Genomic DNA, 18,770 nt, shown 5'->3' with positions numbered 1-18,770 from the left:
ATTACCGATCAATATCAGCCAACACAAAGTCTATACTTCCCAAAATGCTTAACAGATCGCCGACAGTATATCCCTTACTGATATAGGGTACCATTTGCATGTGCGGAAATGACGGGGTGCGGATGCGTACGCGATAGGCTGCCGTACTGCCGTCACTGATGCAGTAATAACTATTGGCACCCTTGGTAGCTTCAATACAACTCATGGCTTCACCCGCTGGGATTACCGGTCCCCAGCTCACATTCAGAAAATGCGTGATTAGCGTTTCAATATCCTGCATGGTAAATTTCTTCAATGGCGGCGTGGTCAACGGGTGGCTCGATTTATAATCTCCGGCCGGCATATTTTCCAGGCACTGCTTAACAATACGCAGGCTTTGCCGCATTTCTTCCACCCGTACCAATGCGCGATCGAAACAATCACCATGCTGGGCAACAGGTATATCGAATTCAAACATGTCATACCCGCTGTATGGACGTTTTTTGCGCCAGTCCCATTCCAGGCCACAGGCTCTCAAACCGGGTCCGGTAACGCCCCACTCGATGGCTTCTTCCAACGTATAAATGCCAATTCCCTTGGTGCGGGCCTTGAACAAACTGTTGCGAATGACCATCTTTTCATACTCTCTGATCTTGGGCGGAAAATAGTCGACAAAATGTTGTACCAATTGCTGCCAGCCGTTGGGCAGGTCCTGCGCCACCCCACCAATGCGGAACCAGTTGGGATGCATACGGCCGCCGCAGATAGCTTCAACAATATCGAAAATCTTTTCCCGGTCGGTGAACATGTAAAAAACGGGTGACAACTGACCCAGGTCCTGGGCAAAAGTGCCAAACCAAACGAGGTGACTGGCAATACGGAACAGTTCGCACAACATTACGCGGATCACCAACGCCCGGTCGGGCAGTTCAATACCTGCCAGCTTTTCCACTGACTGCAGGTAAGCGAGGTTATTCATAACGCCGCCCAGGTAATCAACACGGTCGGTATAAGGAATGTAGGTATGCCAGCTTTGACGCTCGGCCATTTTTTCGGCCCCCCGATGGTGAAAGCCGATCTCTGGTACGGCATCCACTATATCTTCTCCATTCAGCTGTAAAATGATGCGTAACACACCATGGGTGCCCGGGTGTTGCGGGCCGATGTTCAGGAACATAAAATCGGCATCATCGCCATGTTCCAGCAGGCCCCAGTCTTCCGGTTTGAAGCGGAGCGCTTCCTGCTGGCGGTCCTGGTATTCATCCCGCAACTGAAAAGGTCCCATTTCGGTTGCCCGTGCCGGATGTTCCTTACGCAAAGGATGCCCTTCCCAGGTAAGCGGCATCAGGATGCGGGTCAAATGCGGGTGTCCGTCGAACCGGATGCCGAACATATCATATACTTCGCGTTCATACCAGTTCGCATTTTTGAATATAGAACAAATGGAAGCTATTGAAGGATATTCGCCACGCAGGGCCACTTTCAGCTTGATGAAACAATTCTGTTCAAATGAGAACAGCACGTATACAACGGTGAAATCGGCCATTGGCAGGCCATTGTAGCGGTTCCTGTTCCGTTCATCGATACCGAACAGGTCATACAACATTTTAAACGGACCGGCAGCAGCTGTCTTCAGGAATTGTATGGCAGGTATAATTTTCTCCTTCGATACCCACAGGGTGAGTATGTCATCAACAGTTTGCTGCTGGTACAAAGATCCAACGCCCAGCTGTTGTTGTAATTGTTGCAATATGGAATCGGCATCGTCCATAATACGGTTTCTTGTTTATTGTTTTTTGTTTATGGTTTCAAACTATCTGGCTGTTCGAGTAAAAACGGGGATCTGCCCCGGAAAGAACTATAAACCAGAAACCATAAACAATAAACGTTTTATATTTCATCAACCCCTTTAAAATCTACCCGGTTCAATCTTTCTTCGCGTTTCACTTCCTTCATGGAAGTCATGGCCGGTTTAATTACGCCCTGTTCACCGATCACCCAGCTTAATGGCCGCTTCTCTTTACCTACAGCATCGGCCAGTAACATCAGTCCCTGCATAAATGCATCGGGCCGGGGCGGGCAACCGGGCACGTATACATCAACCGGCAGGAATTTGTCAACGCCCTGCACTACACTGTATATATCGTACATACCACCGCTGTTGGCGCAACTTCCCATAGAGATCACCCAGCGGGGCTCCATCATTTGTTCGTGTAACCGTTTGATGATAGGCACCATTTTAATGAATACCGTTCCTGCTATCACCATCACATCGGCTTCGCGGGGGGTACCGCGGATGACTTCGGCGCCAAAACGCGCCACATCGTATTTACTGGTAATACTGGTGGCCATTTCAACAAAACAACAGCTTAAACCAAAATGGAACGGCCACATGGAATTTTTCCGGCCCCAGGCCAGCAGGCTTTGTACGGAGGTAAGCATAATGCTTTGCCGCACGGCCTCTTCCATGCTGCCGTTCCCGGAAAAATTCCCGGTGGAATCATTTGTTTTGCTTAACCACCATTTCATAAATAGTTCAAAGTTTACAGTTCACTGTTAACAGAAGCGTGCTTCTGAGAATTTAATAACTTCAACTTGTCAACGTATTAACTATATCAACTTATTAATCCAACCGTATTGTCTATTTAACCGTTATCAACTTGTCAACATGTTAACTTGTCAACTCGTCAACTGCTTATATTTTTTCATGATTTTCTTAACATTGAGCCCTATATCCAGTGCCCCTATCCCCCATTCGTAAATCAATACCACTACCAGCTGGGCGATGAAGATAGCAACGCCAATATAGCCCGGCCAGCCGAGTTCGTAAAAGCCCAATGCCCAGAGGATGATAAACACGGCTTCTACATCGAAGATCACAAACAACATGGCAACGAGGTAAAACTGGGCAGAAAAACGAAGTCGCGCAGAACCTGTTTGTTCTATTCCTCCTTCGTATGGTTTATTGGTAGCACGGTCATGGTGATGTTGACCTAACAGGTAAGACAGTAACAGAATGGCAGCAAGCAGAAAGACTACCAGTCCTGCGTACAATAGCATTGGCCATAATGGATTACTATGGATTTCATTTCCCGGCATAAACATACGGCTAGCTTGAGGGACATTTATACAGATGCATAAACGTCCTTCAGATGATCAAATCTAAAGGCACCCAGGCCAAACACCCACAATGTTAGTACGATCAGGTTGGTTGCTTAACTTGTAATATAATGTTCGAGGTTCTGAATAATGAAATCTTTCTGATCGATGATGTACTTAACGAGGTCACCGATTGAAACGAGTCCAATTAATTCATTGTCTTCCAGTACAGGCAAATGACGGATATGTTTATCGGTCATCAATTGCATGCAGTATTCGATCTTTGAATCAGGAGTAACAAACACCGGGCTTTCGGTCATTATATCCCGTACCCTGGTCTCTTTTGAGGATCTTCCTTTTAATATTACTTTGCGGGCGTAGTCACGTTCTGTAAAAATTCCATCCAGTTTACCATTTTCTTCCAGTACCACCAGTGAACCGAGATTTTTCGACTCCAAGGTCTCCAATGCTTCGTACACGGAGCTCTCCGGATTTACCGTATATACTACGTGTCCTTTGATTTGCAGTATATCTCTTACCGTATCCATGGTAATTGTTTTAAGAGCTTATTTATACTGTTAAGTTAAATTTTTTTTATTAAATAAAAAATTTATCCGCGAAAATGCAGGTGGCCGTTTAGGGCCGGTGAAACAGGCAGTTGGCGTTGCACAGCGGGCAGTTGGCCGTACGCAATGGGCAATGCGCATTTTCCAGCGGGCAGTTACATAATGCTCTTTGCCGCGTACCGGGTACCTGATACTAGTTACCCATTACCGGATGCCTGATACTAGTTCCCGGTGACCTGATACCTGATATTAGTTACCCATTACCGGATGCCTCATACTAGTTACCGGTGACCCGATGCCTGATAATAGTTACCCCATTACGAATGCCTGATACAAGTTACCGGTGACCCGATACCTGATACCAGTTACCCATTACAAATGCCTGACACTAATTACCGGTTACGTTATTGGTTACTGTTTCCGATCAGCATTGCCCGCGTTTCTTTTTTAGTTGACTGTCGCAAGAACAGTGTTTACCAACCACGGTTTCCACGGCCCCCAACTATGACTTCGTACCCGCACTTTGATCATTGAATTATCAAATTATCACATTAGCTAATCAGCACATCAGCTAATTAGTCCTCACGATCCTCCGCACCGTATGACCCTTGCCATTGCGCCCGATAAATGCAACGTAATAAGTCCCCGGCCTGTAGTTCTGCAAACCGATCCGAATGCGGGTGGTTGTTTCAGCCAATGGAACTTGTTGCAGCAGCTGATCGGCACTGTTATACAGTTTTATTTCGTGCCAGTCGCCCCTGTTAAAGGCAGCGTCAATATAGTGTACGGCCGGATTGGGCCCCACCTGTAAGTGGACCTGTTGGATCGTTACCAGCCGCACACCCAGTATTGTCATTTTACCATCGCGGTCGGTTTGACTTAACCGGTAAAAATTATCGCCCTGACCGGCTGTATGATCTGTATATAAATAATCTGTTGGCTGGTCATAGTTCCCTTTGCCCGGTAACATAGCGATCACCGTATAATGAATGCCATCCCCGCTTCGTTCAATGGTGAAATGGTCGTTATTAATTTCCATGGCCGTACTCCAGTTAAGCGTGACGGTGCCGGTAGTGGCTTCTTCCGCCCTTAAATGAAGTAAGGTAACAGGTAATACCGAGAAAGTGCCAGGTAATACACCGCCTGATGACAAATTGAAAGCAGTCGTATTGTTGCCTAACCAGTTGGCGGGATTACCAATGGCGGTAAGTAAAGCCGCCCTGGTACCGGTAGTTGGTCCGCCGTAATACATGTTATCGTATCCGAAATTACCACCAGCCGTTGTTACAGGGGTATTTGAAACATTCGATGTTAAGCTCACAGCTGTTGACCCATTGGTTAATCCTGGCGGGAGGTAAGAAAAATGGTCAAAGTCAACTGTGCCGGTGGTGGTCCAGCTGCCCGGACTGGCTCCATAACTTACATGTTGGCCTGTGTTTATTGCGTAAATAAAAGTGGCTCCGGCCGCCGTGCCGCTTGTTCCCTGGTACACAATGATCTGGTCGCCCTGAAACGTAAATCCTTCTCCGCCCGATGCACTTCCTAACTGCCCTGTTACCCCACTCGTAGAGCCATTCACCGTGTTATTGGTAGCAAAAATCACAACTCCTGCTGCAATGGGCGAAGGCACCGTCCATGTCATATACCCATCATTTTCATTGGCAGGATCAGCATTAGGCAGCCTGAAATTACCAGTAGTAGCATCGTACCCCTTATCGGTAAAATGAATAACCGTGCCAGCAGCTATACTTCTTGTTGTAATAAATGCCCAACGTTGATTAGGATATGCGTCATCAGCATTTAGTCCTACAACAACAATATCACCGGCCACCAGAGTAGTTTGAGCCCATACCGTTTCCTGGATAACGAATTGGAGTAATAAACATACGATGTATGCAGCGTGTAATTTTCTGACCATAATTCATGTTTTCAGATATTAGCAAATGACTGTCCTATGGAGAATCCATAGTTCGCTGCAAACCGCCCGGGCATTAATGTGCCATTAACTACAAGGGAATGAATTTTGACAACTTCATTATGATTGCATGCAACCAGTAATAAGGGAGAAGTATCGAGGATAGTTCCCGGAGGATAATTTTCTTTTGCGGCTCCTGCTTCCTCCGGCGAAACAGGCTCGGCATCGGTGATCCGCAGTTCAAAACCATTGTAAAAAGTGATAGCCCCATTGTTCCAGGGATTGCAGGCTTTTACAAGATCGCAAATAGCCGTGGCGCTCATGGTCTTCCAGCATATACAGACGTCTTCAATGCCTGGGCGGGTAAAATATGCCGATTTTTGTTCGTCCTGCGCCGTATTGGGTATCGTTTGTCCGCGTTTTTTTAATTGCAACAAAGAACTGACACCTTCCACCAGGTAATAACTCATCAGTTGATGCACATATCCATAATTGTAAAAAGGTTCGTTTGGATATTCTTTTTTCCAAGAAATATCGCCGGCATCGAGCTGGTCGTTGATGCGATGGATAGTAATGGCCAGCGACGGAACACCATTTTTTAATTGCCAGAATACAGGATTAGGTCCCCTGTATTCTGGCAAATGACCAAAATGCACATTATAAATATGGGGCATGACGTTGGCTACCCTGTTCGTGCGTATGATGCGGTCATAGCCAATTACAAATACGATATCGGGATGCTGTGCAGCTACCCAATCGTATAAAGACTGGCCGCTGCTCTTTTCATGCAAACAGGCAATGCCTGCGCCCGCACAAAAAGAAGCCACAGCGCCTTTATCATAAACCGCTTTTTCTGCTGAAAAAACAATAATGTCTTCTCCCGCACTATGCAGGTAATTTAAAAGCGGCAAACTAAGTGTTGAATTCGAAACAATGCCTGTTCTCATATTATTCCAGGCACTAATCAGCAGACCCTTAATTCCTCGATGGGAAAATACCTTCCATACAAATGATATAATTCAAGCCGAGTGAAGGCTGAATATTGGAATGCGGTGCACCACTGCCCGAATTGGTTATGGTGCTGGTACCCAAAAGATCGGTAGGTGTACCATTATATGCGTTGACCTTTACAGGATCACCGGCAAACGTCCCGTTGGGACTGGCGAGATAATTGCCTTTACCCGTGGCGGAATTGGCAGCACCGCTGCTTACCATAACACTATGGTTATGTGCAGGCATTTGATTTACCCCAAGGCTTACATTCTCGGCGCCTTCCATCTGCCCCAGATCCCAGGCACTCAACCCCGGCCCGGTTCCCGTACCAACGGGCACCCTGCCACGAAGATCTGGCAACCCAAAAGTAGTTTGACCGTTGCCGCCATACGTTGTTCCAAGAATAGAGAACAGTGCTGTGTTTTGCGCGATCGATAACAGCTGGCCCTGGCAAAAAGCCCAACCTCGGGGAGCAAAGTTACCGGCAAATAAAATGACCTGACCAATATAACCCTCCATGAGATGTAGTTTAATGGTGAAAAAATGGTTGTTTAAAATTATGATAATTATACATTCGAAATTCATTCACAAAATTGACAATGATCATGTTTTCACTTGTCTGTTACTGTTGGAACCATTTAAATAGCAAAAGGATTTGACAATTATCAAAATCGAAATCATTGGTTAAGTTTTGAACTACCTTTAGTGCAAAACATCAACATGAAAAACTATTGCTTCTTATTATTAGCGGCTGGTAACCTTTTTATAACAGCCTGCGAAAATGCTGCTACTGAAAACGCAGCCAACAATGCCAACAATGCCAACAGGCACACCGCAGCTGCATTTGATCTTTCCAAAGCAAGAGCAGCCATCGAAAGCGATAACGCAAAGTTTATGGAGGAAGCAAAAAGAGGCGACTCAAACGCCTTAGCGGCTCATTACACAACTGATGGATGGCTCATGTTCAATAATGCAGAACCATTTAAAGGCAAAGACATAGTTTCCGCCTGGGGTGGTGTCATTAGAATGGGCATGAAAGATCTGAAGATCACTACCCAGGATGTTATCGGCAGTGCCGAGGTGCTCGCCGAAACCGGAACGTATGAAATGATCGGGGCAAACAATAAAACGCTTGACAAAGGCAAATATGTAGTAGTATGGAAACCCGAAAACGGCACCTGGAAGATCTATCGCGACATCGGGAACAGCAGCATGCCCATGAAGAAGCCTTAATATATTTTTTGCAAAATCGTTTTTTATCTGGCAAAAAACACATACTTTCAAAGTAAATTAGTAGTAAACCCTTTCCTCTTACAGTATGTTTGCCAGCGCCGCGTCAAATAGTGGAAATGAATTGTCCCTGCAACGGGACGGCATGGCTGCTTTTGAAGCTTTGTATAAAAAGTACTGGTACCAATTATATTGTGTGGCTTTCAAATACACCGGTTCTGCGCCCGACGCTGAAGAACTGGTGCAAAATCTTTTTGAAAAAATATGGCGTAACCGCACCTCTTTACAGGTAAAGAACTGGGGCGCCTTTCTTACGGTCTCCCTGAGAAATATGGTCATAGATCATCACCGGCAACAGGCTGTTAAAAATAAATTTCTGGAAAGTTATCAACCCACTGCCGCCACGGCCAGTTTGGCGGAGCAGCTTGACCAGGAACAACTGATGGTCTTGATCGAAAACCACCTGCATGAATTACCCGAAAAAACGCAGATCATCTTCAAATTAAGCCGGTACGAACACAAATCGGTCAAGGAAATCGCCGGCCATATGCAACTCACCGAAAAAGCCGTAGAATACCACATCACCAAATCGCTTAAACTGCTCCGCCAGCATTTAAGCAATTACCTGAATACCTATTTTACATTGTTGTAATTGTAAATGCGGCAATCGGCGGCCTGCAATCGATAACCGTCATCGATAATCGGCAAACAGGCAGGATTTGGTTTCAGCATTTCACGTTTCACGGCTGCCGGTTTCACGGTTTTCCGCATCTCCTTTACAGCACTTAATATCTCAATAACTGCGAACAGTAAACTGTAAACTGATCCCAGCTCTCTTTCAAAAAAACTTGTATTATATTTTAGGGATCACCTTCAAAACTACGTCATATACTAAACACCGTTATTGAACCAGTCGAACTTTGATCGTTTATTACAACAATACCTTGCAGGCGAATGCACTTCGGCTGAAGAGAAGCTTGTACTGGAATGGTATGAGACCTTGACCAGGAACAGCGATCTTCATTTGTCCGAAGCCGAAAGATCACAGATCGAAGCCAGGCTGTGGAAGAATTTGCGGGGGAAGCTGCAGGATCAGGCGGAACCGGTGCATCGGAAATCTGTCACGGCGCGGCTTTGGTATCGCGTGGTTGCCGCTGCCGCATTCCTGATAATGATCGCTACCGCTATTATTTTGTACCGGCAGCAACCGACAAAAAACGGGTCACTGGCAACTATAGCCAAACAGGCGGGGTATGACAGCCTGACGAATAGAACGGATCAGGTGCGTTTGGTGTTGCTGGCAGACAGTACTAAGATCACGTTGCAACCCGGCGCCATTATATATTATCCGCCTGTATTTACAGGCACTACCCGCGAGATCTATTTAAAGGGAAGCGCTTTTTTCAACGTGTATCATGATGAAAAAAAACATTTCAAAGTGCATCTGAACGACGGATTAACAACAGAAGTGCTGGGCACCAGCTTCCAGATCACCCAACATACAACCAACCCGGATATAGAAGTGGCTGTTGTTACGGGAAAAGTATTGGTGTATAAACAGCAGGCATCCGAAAATACAATTGAACAGGACGCCAGCACAGGCGTGGTGCTTACCCCTAACAAAAAAGTAACTTTCAATGCCGCTTCAAAACAATTGATCACGGGCCTTGTAGCTGACCCGCAACCCCTGTCAAAAACAAACAAACAACCCGGCACCGCCAGCCAGCCAGTCAAAGAACCATTTGTATTTGAAGAGGCTGCATTACAACAGGTAGTTGAAACCCTGAGTTATGCATATGGCATTCTTATAACAGTAGAGAACGAACAACTGGGCCGGCGCCATTTTACCGGAGACCTGTCAACGTATAGCCTGTTCACACAGTTAGAATATATCTGTAGATCAACCCAAACCTTTTACGAGATAAACGGCACACAAATAATCATAAAAGAAACCAGAACAGGCGATCTGTAACACCTGTCATTTCATCACTTAAAACTGTTAAGAAAAATACCGGGGCCTGCTGCGGTATGTCTTGCGCTGCATAATGCAGACAGGCCCTCTATTGTATATATAAAACCAAAACTGCGAACCTATTTACTGATTGAATTAAATCTTCACTATGAGAAAAGAACGATTGCATATCGGGATCGTTACACGCCTCCTTTTGTGGCAACTGATCCTTATCATTACCTGCAGCAACACAGTACAGGCACATGCACAGAATGTGCTCGACAAAAAGATCAACCTCAGCATAGACCAGGTTGAAGTAAAAAAAGTGCTTCAGGAAATTCAACGACAAACAGGTGTCTCCTTCATTTACAGCAGCGACATCATTAACCTGAATAAAAAAGTTACCTGCCGGCTGGTGAACAGGAAACTGGCCGAACTTTTCGCCAATGTGCTTTCACCGGTAGGCATTCTCTTCAGCGTCATCGACGAAAAGCAGATCCTGCTTTACAATGCACCGGCCATTCCCAAAAAAACAGTCGAACAGGCAGCGCATCCAGAAACACCGCCACCCATCACCGTAAGCGGGCAGGTTCTAAGTGACAAAGGCACACCGCTGCCTGGCGTATCAGTGATGGTACGCGGCGCCTCCACCGGCACCACCACAGACCGCGAAGGGCGGTTCTCTTTAAATGTGCCGTATGCAGAAGCAACGATCGTATTTTCCTTTATCGGCTTTCAATCGCAGGAAATAGCCTTGCAGGGACGCACATCGCTGGCCGTTTCTTTAAAAGAAGATGCGCAGAATTTGAAAGACGTAGTGGTCGTTGGTTACGGCACCCAAAAAAAGATGACGGTCACCGGCGCTGTAGCTGCTATCTCTTCCCGCGAGCTGCAGCAAAGCCCCACCGCCAATTTAACCAATGCCCTCGCCGGCAGGCTGCCCGGACTGAACGTTAACCAGTTTGCGGGCGGTGAACCGGGTGTAGACATCAGCGATATCTATATCCGCGGCATCGGCACCTATGGTAATGCCCGGCCTATTGTCATTGTCGATGGCGTGGAAAGATCGCTGAATTATTTAAGCGCCGATGAAATTGAAAGCTTCACCATTCTGAAAGACGCTTCAGCTACGGCTGTATTTGGCGTACGCGGCGCTAATGGCGTAATTGTCATTTCAACCAAAAGAGGTAAGGTTTCGGAAAAAGCGTCCCTGAACTTCAAAGTATCCGACGGCATAAATACCCCAATCCATTTTCCCAAATACCTGGGCTCGGCCGATTACGCCGTTTTGTTCAACGAAGCCAGGATCAACGATAACCCCGGCGTTTCACCGGGTAACCTGAACCTTTTTACCGAAGAACAAATAGAAAATTACCGGAAGGCCAAAGGCGACAATTCCGATGGCCTTGGGTATAACATAGATTATTTCGATTATGCTTTCAAACCCGGCTTTCAACAGGACTACAGTTTAACCATCCAGGGCGGAAGCAACAAGGCCCGGTATTTCATCATGGGCAACTATTTTCAACAGAACGGAAATTACCGGCAAACCATAAAAGATCCATATAACACCCAGGCCATTTTCAAGCGGTATAATTTCAGATCGAATATAGATGTAGATATCACCCCATCGCTATACGCCACCCTGATACTGGGCGCCCGTTTAACCGACCGCAATGCGCCTGGCACTACCGCTAACCGGGTGATTGAAATTGCCAACACCCAACCGCCCCACTACCCCATCGTACTCGAGCGCAATGACCACCCGAGCAATGCAGCCTACAATGTGAACTTTCCCAATGGCATGCTCTTTGGCACGCAAACCTACCGGTTCAATATGCTGGGCGAATTGTCGAAAACCGGTTATTTGAACCAGCGCGTCAATTACCTGGATGGTACCTTTATTATGGGTTACAAGCTGGATGCTCTTACGAAAGGTCTGAAGTTTGAAGGCATGTTCTCCTACGACCGGCAGGGCGGTTACTGGGTAACACGCTCAGTGCCCACCGAATCGCAGGGCTACCGCGTATATCCCGGCTATGCAACTTTTTATCCCACCGAAGGCGTTGACGTATATATGAAAGCCGGTCATTATACGGGTGCATACAGTACCCCCCGCCGCTCTACCGATAACACACTGGGCAATACGTATTCGCGCGACGACGAGATCGGCCGCACCTATTACCAGCTCAAGCTCGACTACCTAAGAACATTCGGCAAACACAATATATCCGGCTTAATCCTGGCCAACCGTTCTATCAGAATAAAGAACAACGAAGTTCCGTTCTGTTACCAGGGCATTTCAGGCCGCCTTACTTATAACTACGATCAGCGTTACCTGCTGGAGTTCAATATGGGGTATAATGGTTCTGAAAACTTTGGCCCCGGCCGGCGCTATGGCAAATTTCCCGCCGGTTCTGTAGGCTGGGTGGTAAGCAATGAACATTTCATGCAGTTCACACAAAACTGGCTCGATCTGTTTAAGATCAGAGGTTCCATTGGACTCGTAGGCAACGACCAGGCCGGTTCAAACCCCAGCGATAACCGGTTCGGCTACCTGCAGTTTTACAACAACTCCGGTGACTCCTATAATTTCGGTACCCAAAACAATAATAATCCCGGCGGTATACGCCCCGGCCGGCTGGCTAACCCGATACTTACCTGGGAAAAAGCCAGAAAGATCAACCTGGGCGTTGACCTCGAATTTTTACGCAGAAGACTCACCATTACCGTCGACCTGTTCCATGAGCACCGCTACGATATCATTACCGACCTCAGCGGCGCCGATAAACAGGGATTTCCTTCGCTCGTAGGCACCAATGCTCCTTTATTGAATGTAGGTACTGTTGACAACAGGGGGCTCGACTTTGAAATAACCTGGAGCGATAAGATCGGCAGCCATTTTACTTATTCCGTACGGCCTAACTTTTCCTTTGCCCGCAACAAGATCAAATACCAGCGTGAAGTCCTTCGCACCTATCCCTGGCAATATCGTACAGGCAGGCCCGTGGGGCAACCATTTGTATATGTATTCGATGGATTTATCAATAGCCAGAAAGAAGCAGATGACCTGAACCAGATGAATAATGGCACCGGTTTTCAAAAATGGGGCACCGTAATACCTGGTGATGTAAAATATGTCGATATCGATGGCGACGGCCAGATCACCGACCTGAACGACCGCATAGCCAGGGGTTATCCCCGTGTACCGGAGATCCAGTTCGGCATTCCCATCAGTTGCCGCTACAGATCATTCGATGTGAGCATCCTCTTCCAGGGCGCTACCCATACTTCACTGTTACTGGGGGGGCCGGCCACTTACGATTTCCCGATCTATCAGAACGATGAAGTGGGTAAAGTAAAACCCATGCACCTGCAACGGTGGACACCCGAGACCGCAGCAACCGCAAAATATCCAGCCCTGCATTATGGCAAATACGACAACAACAAACAATACAACAGCAGTCTGTTCCTGTATAACGCCCAATACCTGCGGTTAAAGAATTTTGAAGTGGGCTACTATCTGCCAACAAGGTGGATGAAACGGGCAGGACTGCAGCGGACCCGCATATACATTCAGGGTATGAACATGATCACGTTCGATAACCTGAAAACTGTTGATGTTGATCCCGAAACCAACGATGCCAATGGTAACTGGTACCCGATCATGAAAGTGGTGAATTTCGGACTCGATATCACCCTCTAATACGTTACAGGTTTCAGGTCACAGGGAAAACCAGCCATTCGCGAAGAACCCGGCAAAATGCAACCTGTAACCTGCAACGCTCATTTAATTCGTAAAATTTTCTTTTATGAAAAAAGCAATCTTAATAATAAACATACTTGCCATCGGGCTTTTTGCTTGTAAAAAAGACTTCCTCGATCGTAAACCTGATGATCAGATGACAGAGCAGCAGGTATTCGCCGATTATGAAAAAGTGAACAAGCTGGTCACCGATCTGTACAGCGATCTCAAATCACGCTCACGCGGCCTGGCCTTCCTGCAACATTTTTCCCTGAGCGCCATTACCGATGAATGCCGCGGATCAACGGTTGAGAATGGCCAGTCGCGCACCTACAATACAGGCGGCTGGAATCCCAACGACCAGCCGGGCAGCGGATTTAAATGGGGCGATATCTATGCCACCCTTCGAATTGCCAATTTGATCCTTCATGGCGTAAAGATGTATGGTACGCCAGATAACCCGCTCAACAAAGGCGACCTGGACGTACGGCTGGGTGAAACCTATTTTATGCGGGCCTATTATCATTACCTGGCCGCCAGGTTGTATGGCGAAGTACCTTATATCGATTACCTGATCGATCCCAATGGCGACCTGGCCATTAAACAGGAACCCTTTCATACCCTGGTAGAAAAGATCAGCAGCGATTGCGATTCGGCCATAGCCCTGTTGCCGGTAAATCAAACCGATCCGCAATTTGCACGGGTTGAAAAAGGAACAGCCCTGGCCTTGAAAGCGATTGTACGCTGGATGGCCGCTACCCCCCTGTACAATGGCGGTGTTTTACCCAATGATACCCGCATAGGGAAAGAGAGCTACAGCGGCCGTGACAATAAACGGTGGGAAGCCGCCCGCGATGCCGCCAAAGCCGTGCTAAACCTGAGAATGGAAAACGGCCAGCTTCGTTATGGATTGTATGCCAACTACGGACCAGGCGATTTTGTATCGGGCAGTAACAATAAAGTGTACACGCGGTTATACCAGCTTTTCTATGATTTCAATGCGTTTAGAACAGAAGGCATCTTTATGCTCATGAACGATAAATGGGAAGCATGGCAGGGCGACAACTATCCCCCTTCAGAAGGCGGTGGGTCGCGGCAGCAACCTGTGCAGGAACAGGTAGATGAGTATGAATACATTGCTCCCGATGGTTATGGCTACCCCATATACGATGCCCGCGCAGTGGCCGATGGCTATGACGATGCCAACCCCTATGATGGCATCAAACGTGATCCGCGGCTGTACCGAGACGTTATTTACAATGGCGCCACCTTCCGCAATTCGGTCAAGAATATGGCTACCGGCCCCGACAGGATCGGCGCCACCAATTCCACTACCACCGGTTATTTCCTGCGCAAATTCTACCGAGAAGATTACCGGCCCGGTAATGGCGTGGGTTTCCAGATCCATTTTCCGCTGATAAGGTTACCCGAGATCATGCTCATTTATGCAGAAGCGCTGAATGAGACCGGCGGTTCACCCGATGAGATCATGACCATGCTGAACACCATAAGACAGCGGTCGTTTATGGCGCCGGTACCACCGGCCGTTAAAGGCGATAAAGAAAAAACCAATGAATACATTCAACGCGAACGCAGGGTAGAGTTCTTTTATGAGAACAAACGCTGGTTTACGGCACGCCTGTACCTGGAACCCAGCAGCGCTGTACAATTGGCGAGGGAACAGGCCTGGCAGGCAGCCGGTAACGATAACGATACCCGCTCGCAAAACTTCTGGCCATATCCAAAATGCCAGCGCATGGTAAATGGCATGAAACCGGTAGAAGATGCCAATGGCAAAATAATGATCGGTGGAAAGAAATACAGTATGCAGCGGTTTTATGTTTCCACCTGGGTATTCGTAGCCCCTACGCACTACTTCTTCCCTATTATGCAGGATGAATTGATAAAAGATCCGGCCTTACAACAGGCTCCCGGTTGGTAGGGAGTATTTTTCATACGCAGCAAAACGGCCACTCGTAATTGAGTGGCCTTTGTATAAATGGGCAATACTTTGAACAGAGTACAATTACAACGCTTTCATCCCATCCTGTTTCACGAGGCAGGCCAGCAATACCAGGATCAATGCAATGGCATTGGCAATGGTGCGAATGCTGTGCAATTGATTCCAGGGCTTTTCAAACAGCGATCGTTGCTGACTGATCAATTCGGGAGAAGCGGCCTGGATGTTGAAGCCATCCAGCGCATTGTTGAGCGGCACATTGCCCATAATGGTAACGCCAAAAGTACCTATAGCATATACGAGGGTAGCCGCCAGTAATAAATAAAAACGCATGGGCGCAGGATGGCTGTATTGCAACCAGGCGCTGAGCGGCAATAAGAGCAGCGTGCCCATAAAGCTCATATAGAATAAAGGATTCAGTATTTCCCGGTTGATCGATTGCATGGCAGCCAGGTAACCGGCATCCGGTAATTTGCCCAGCCCCGCGTTAACCGAGCAGGAATAAGCATAAAAGAGTCCTGCAATAAGCGCAGTTGTAAAAGCGGTTATCAGAAGAGCGATGTTAGCGAAGGTCATTGTATTGGTGTTTATAATTTATTTATTTTTTCGGCTTTGTATTTTGGAAGGTATCTGGTTTTTGTGATTTATACTTTGTGATTGTAATAATGTTATTGAACTTGAAAACATTTCTTTATTAGCGAAAGCGCTTTCGTATCAACCGTGGTAGTTCCGGTACGGGGCATACTGCCCTTTTCCATCAAACTGATAATACGGTTCTTTTTGGCTGAGATCCGGGTGTCGGCAAATGGAACTTCCCAGCCAAAACGGACTGCCGAACGGGCGCAGGAACCTTCGTCGCTATGACAATGCGCACAATTCACGTCCAGGTAGGCGCGAACTCTTTCAGGCAATGGATACGATTCGTTTTGCCAGTCGGGCAAACGGGAAAACCGGTTAGGGTTAACCGCATTTAATATACCGGCTTCCTGAAGATATTGTAACTGGTTCACTGATTTATTGTTTCGCAGTACGTCCCGGTTCAGGTTCCTGATTTTCGGCCCTACCGGCATCAGGGAATTACCGGTATTATGACAACTGGCGCAATCCCTGGCAGCCGGAATACGATAGGTTATTTTCCTGGTACTAGCCTGTTCGTCGATCCAGCTAATGACAATATTCGACCCATTGGTGCCAGGCACGGCATCGGTTTGATCGTTATTCCATACGTATGTACCAGCCAGCCATTGACCGTTGTTTTTGATCATCAGCCTCGTCTCAATAAGGCGTTTACCTCCTGACGGATCTGTTTTATCGTTGAAATAATAAAAGGTCTTGACGAGTATGGTTCCATCGGGAAATTGAGGCAACCCATCATTGGTGGCGGTAAGTGCCAGCCCCGCGGGTATTTTGATGAGCCGTTGTTTTTCCGCATGATCGGTGAACAAACCGGTAGCCAGTTCGTATACCTGAAAGCCATTGCCAGGCGTAAGGTTAACCGGATCACCTGTAAAAATATTGTAATCAGAGATCCGCGGTAACAGCATACCGGTAACGTTTGGTGCAGCGCCGTAGGCCTGTGCACCCGGCAGGTAAATAGCCGTTAATGCCCCTGAAACCACCAATATTGCAACAGTTATTATCCGGTACATAGATGCGAACTTTATGAAACCAAAATTATAAGCGCTGCCATGTGGAAAATAGAACAAAACCGACAAGACTAATGTGATAATATGATTATATGATAATGGAATACACTTTTGCACGGAAATGCAACGCCTTGTAGCGGGGCCTTGTGCCTTGTACCTTGTGTTGTAAGTTGAGCCTTGAACCTTATTTTTTTATAACAGGGAAATTTTCTGCCACTTCACTCAGTTGAGTACGGTAATCGAAAGGCGATACGCCGGTGAATTCTTTGAAGGAACGAATAAAATGCGATTGGTCGGCATAGCCGTTCTCATACGCGATATCGGACAATTTCTGATAATTGTTTTTCCGAAGCTGGGTCAGCGCTTCCTGGAAACGGCAGATGCGGGAGAATAACTTAGCAGAAATGCCGATGGATTGTTTGAACCGGCGCTCCATTGTGCGTTCGGAAAGCTGCAGCTTTTTTTGCAGGTCAGCAAAGGAGATCTCCCCTTTGCCATGGATTATTTCCTTTAAGGCAAATCCTGAAATGGCATCTTGCCGTTCACTGTTGCGCGCCGCAGAATCGAGTAAACTGGCCGCAATCAGGTTGATCTGTTCTTCTACAGCAACGGCAGCCATAAGTTGTTCCTGCAGGTGCCGTTCTTTTTTATGTTGAACCAGTCCCAGGTCAACACAGGTACCGGTAAGTTCATGAGCGTCGATGCCGAAGACGCTTTGCAGAGCATGCGGTTGCAAACAGATGCCTACCGTATCCAGCTTTCCGTTCAAATACATTTTGGTGGGTTGAACCGTTTGGCCATAGAGGAAGATGCCGGGCAGTTGTTTATTTTCATCGAGGTAGAAACTGCCTTTTTCGGGCTGTTGGAACATGATGCCGGGACAACCATCGGCGAGCGGACTGAACGTTACGGTGGATCCACCGGTATTACTACTTTCCAGCACCCAGAAGTACTTTACATAGCGCTGTAAATTTTCAGGCGGCAAAATAATACGATAGTCCATTGTAACAGGTAAGATTTAAAATTGCCCCGGATGGAGAGCTAATGCAATTTATTGATTTTCCGGGTGCCCGGTGGTTTAAAAAAGAGAAAAAATCCTCTTTATCAATGTAAAAAAATTTGGCGGAAAAATAAGATCCCTTATCTTTGCACTCCCAAAACGGAACAGCGGTATAGAAAGAGAGGGAAAGGGAACAAAAAGGGAGTTTAGCTCAGTTGGTTTAGAGCATCCCGACTTACAGTCGCGAGAGTCGACGGTTCAAGAGTAAGTAAGTTTTTTAAAATAATGGGAGTTTAGCTCAGTTGGTTTAGAGCATCTGCCTTACAAGCAGAGGGTCGGCGGTTCGACCCCGTCAACTCCCACAGCGCTCACCGAAAGAGAGCAAAGAAACAGAAAGGTTCACAGCAATGTGAGCCTTTTTTTATTGAATGATCTTATTACGGATCAGGTTGAAAAGTTGGGGGATTTAGGAGAAAAGTAGTTGTTTTGCAGCCAAATAAAACGGACAAGAAACATTGGAAAAGGACCAGGAAAAACAATTGTTAGGCTATTTTTTACCGGAAGGGACACTTGAATATTTTGATATAACGCATTTTATAAAAGATAAGGAAGGTTTTGTGTTGTTTTTGGAAGAAAAGAACCTTCCACCGGCCGAATACAATGGCCAAACACTTCACTCCAAAGGA

Annotated in this window: 15 protein-coding genes and 1 tRNA gene; 6 read left to right on the top strand and 10 right to left on the bottom strand. The window is 46.8% G+C overall.

What is annotated here, in order from left to right; genetic code table 11:
• Nucleotide 1 precedes the first annotated feature (1 nt).
• The 7 genes from nuoC to JUB15_RS17435 all read right to left on the bottom strand — a co-directional run bounded on the left by nuoC (nucleotide 2) and on the right by JUB15_RS17435 (nucleotide 7,071).
• Nucleotides 2-1,750, bottom strand: coding sequence for an NADH-quinone oxidoreductase subunit C/D (nuoC, locus tag JUB15_RS17465; RefSeq protein ID WP_207513793.1), 1,749 nt, complete (start codon nucleotides 1,748-1,750; stop codon nucleotides 2-4).
• 119 nt (nucleotides 1,751-1,869) lie between these two features.
• A complete protein-coding gene (locus JUB15_RS17460) occupies nucleotides 1,870-2,508 on the bottom strand; it encodes an NADH-quinone oxidoreductase subunit B (RefSeq protein ID WP_207513792.1) in 639 nt (212 codons plus the stop codon).
• A gap of 150 nt (nucleotides 2,509-2,658) precedes the next feature.
• Nucleotides 2,659-3,039 carry an NADH-quinone oxidoreductase subunit A gene (locus tag JUB15_RS17455; RefSeq protein WP_242696396.1) on the bottom strand — a complete coding sequence of 127 codons (381 nt, stop codon included), beginning with the start codon at nucleotides 3,037-3,039 and terminating at the stop codon, nucleotides 2,659-2,661.
• A gap of 155 nt (nucleotides 3,040-3,194) precedes the next feature.
• Nucleotides 3,195-3,626 (bottom strand): CBS domain-containing protein, encoded by a 432-nt coding sequence (locus JUB15_RS17450; protein WP_207513790.1) that lies wholly within the window; start codon nucleotides 3,624-3,626, stop codon nucleotides 3,195-3,197.
• A 589-nt stretch (nucleotides 3,627-4,215) separates the two neighbouring features.
• Entirely contained in the window at nucleotides 4,216-5,562 is a 1,347-nt protein-coding gene (locus JUB15_RS17445) for a T9SS type A sorting domain-containing protein (protein WP_207513789.1), read from the bottom strand.
• 11 nt (nucleotides 5,563-5,573) lie between these two features.
• Complete coding sequence (locus JUB15_RS17440; RefSeq protein ID WP_207513788.1) at nucleotides 5,574-6,506, bottom strand: methionyl-tRNA formyltransferase; 933 nt, start codon at nucleotides 6,504-6,506, stop codon at nucleotides 5,574-5,576.
• 28 nt (nucleotides 6,507-6,534) lie between these two features.
• On the bottom strand, nucleotides 6,535-7,071 hold the full coding sequence (locus tag JUB15_RS17435) for a phage tail protein (RefSeq protein ID WP_207513787.1): 537 nt from the start codon (nucleotides 7,069-7,071) through the stop codon (nucleotides 6,535-6,537).
• Between the two features lie 201 nt (nucleotides 7,072-7,272).
• On the opposite strand from JUB15_RS17435, the gene JUB15_RS17430 reads away from it, so the two are divergent.
• The 5 genes from JUB15_RS17430 (at nucleotide 7,273) to JUB15_RS17410 (ending at nucleotide 15,420) form a co-directional block, all read left to right on the top strand.
• Nucleotides 7,273-7,785 carry a YybH family protein gene (locus JUB15_RS17430; RefSeq protein ID WP_207513786.1) on the top strand — a complete coding sequence of 171 codons (513 nt, stop codon included), beginning with the start codon at nucleotides 7,273-7,275 and terminating at the stop codon, nucleotides 7,783-7,785.
• An 85-nt stretch (nucleotides 7,786-7,870) separates the two neighbouring features.
• Nucleotides 7,871-8,434: an RNA polymerase sigma-70 factor gene (locus tag JUB15_RS17425; protein WP_207513785.1), complete on the top strand. Its 564-nt coding sequence runs from the start codon at nucleotides 7,871-7,873 to the stop codon at nucleotides 8,432-8,434.
• 252 nt (nucleotides 8,435-8,686) lie between these two features.
• Nucleotides 8,687-9,754: a FecR domain-containing protein gene (locus tag JUB15_RS17420; protein ID WP_207513784.1), complete on the top strand. Its 1,068-nt coding sequence runs from the start codon at nucleotides 8,687-8,689 to the stop codon at nucleotides 9,752-9,754.
• Nucleotides 9,755-9,902: 148 nt separating this feature from the next.
• On the top strand, nucleotides 9,903-13,439 hold the full coding sequence (locus tag JUB15_RS17415; RefSeq protein WP_207513783.1) for a SusC/RagA family TonB-linked outer membrane protein: 3,537 nt from the start codon (nucleotides 9,903-9,905) through the stop codon (nucleotides 13,437-13,439).
• Nucleotides 13,440-13,545: 106 nt separating this feature from the next.
• The gene (locus JUB15_RS17410) at nucleotides 13,546-15,420 is read left to right on the top strand and encodes a RagB/SusD family nutrient uptake outer membrane protein (protein WP_207513782.1); all 1,875 of its coding nucleotides are present in this window, start codon (nucleotides 13,546-13,548) and stop codon (nucleotides 15,418-15,420) included.
• An 84-nt stretch (nucleotides 15,421-15,504) separates the two neighbouring features.
• Here the strand turns inward: JUB15_RS17410 and JUB15_RS17405 are convergent, their stop codons facing one another.
• The 3 genes from JUB15_RS17405 to JUB15_RS17395 form a co-directional block, all read right to left on the bottom strand.
• Entirely contained in the window at nucleotides 15,505-16,014 is a 510-nt protein-coding gene (locus JUB15_RS17405) for an anthrone oxygenase family protein (protein ID WP_207513781.1), read from the bottom strand.
• Nucleotides 16,015-16,106: 92 nt separating this feature from the next.
• Entirely contained in the window at nucleotides 16,107-17,087 is a 981-nt protein-coding gene (locus JUB15_RS17400) for a hypothetical protein (RefSeq protein WP_207513780.1), read from the bottom strand.
• 181 nt (nucleotides 17,088-17,268) lie between these two features.
• Nucleotides 17,269-18,087: a helix-turn-helix domain-containing protein gene (locus JUB15_RS17395; RefSeq protein WP_207513779.1), complete on the bottom strand. Its 819-nt coding sequence runs from the start codon at nucleotides 18,085-18,087 to the stop codon at nucleotides 17,269-17,271.
• Between the two features lie 284 nt (nucleotides 18,088-18,371).
• Between JUB15_RS17395 and JUB15_RS17390 the strand changes: the two genes are divergently transcribed.
• Nucleotides 18,372-18,446 (top strand) — tRNA-Val (locus JUB15_RS17390).
• Nucleotides 18,447-18,770: the final 324 nt, after the last annotated feature.

Source organism: Longitalea luteola (assembly GCF_017356035.1).
Taxonomy (GTDB): Bacteria; Bacteroidota; Bacteroidia; order Chitinophagales; family Chitinophagaceae; genus Niastella; species Niastella luteola.
The sequence above is the reverse complement of the archived record's forward strand: the minus strand, read 5'-3'. Positions and strand labels throughout refer to the sequence as shown.

Excerpts from the sequence above, each read along its gene's own strand:
- JUB15_RS17435 (WP_207513787.1), bottom strand. The coding sequence starts at position 7,071 with ATGGAGGGTTATATTGGTCAGGTCATTTTATTTGCCGGTAACTTTGCT.
- JUB15_RS17430 (WP_207513786.1), top strand. The coding sequence starts at position 7,273 with ATGAAAAACTATTGCTTCTTATTATTAGCGGCTGGTAACCTTTTTATA.
- JUB15_RS17460 (WP_207513792.1), bottom strand. The coding sequence starts at position 2,508 with ATGAAATGGTGGTTAAGCAAAACAAATGATTCCACCGGGAATTTTTCC.
- JUB15_RS17400 (WP_207513780.1), bottom strand. The coding sequence starts at position 17,087 with ATGTACCGGATAATAACTGTTGCAATATTGGTGGTTTCAGGGGCATTA.
- JUB15_RS17425 (WP_207513785.1), top strand. The coding sequence starts at position 7,871 with ATGTTTGCCAGCGCCGCGTCAAATAGTGGAAATGAATTGTCCCTGCAA.
- JUB15_RS17440 (WP_207513788.1), bottom strand. The coding sequence starts at position 6,506 with ATGAGAACAGGCATTGTTTCGAATTCAACACTTAGTTTGCCGCTTTTA.
- JUB15_RS17395 (WP_207513779.1), bottom strand. The coding sequence starts at position 18,087 with ATGGACTATCGTATTATTTTGCCGCCTGAAAATTTACAGCGCTATGTA.
- JUB15_RS17415 (WP_207513783.1), top strand. The coding sequence starts at position 9,903 with ATGAGAAAAGAACGATTGCATATCGGGATCGTTACACGCCTCCTTTTG.
- JUB15_RS17410 (WP_207513782.1), top strand. The coding sequence starts at position 13,546 with ATGAAAAAAGCAATCTTAATAATAAACATACTTGCCATCGGGCTTTTT.
- JUB15_RS17455 (WP_242696396.1), bottom strand. The coding sequence starts at position 3,039 with ATGCTATTGTACGCAGGACTGGTAGTCTTTCTGCTTGCTGCCATTCTG.
- JUB15_RS17445 (WP_207513789.1), bottom strand. The coding sequence starts at position 5,562 with ATGGTCAGAAAATTACACGCTGCATACATCGTATGTTTATTACTCCAA.
- JUB15_RS17405 (WP_207513781.1), bottom strand. The coding sequence starts at position 16,014 with ATGACCTTCGCTAACATCGCTCTTCTGATAACCGCTTTTACAACTGCG.
- nuoC (WP_207513793.1), bottom strand. The coding sequence starts at position 1,750 with ATGGACGATGCCGATTCCATATTGCAACAATTACAACAACAGCTGGGC.
- JUB15_RS17450 (WP_207513790.1), bottom strand. The coding sequence starts at position 3,626 with ATGGATACGGTAAGAGATATACTGCAAATCAAAGGACACGTAGTATAT.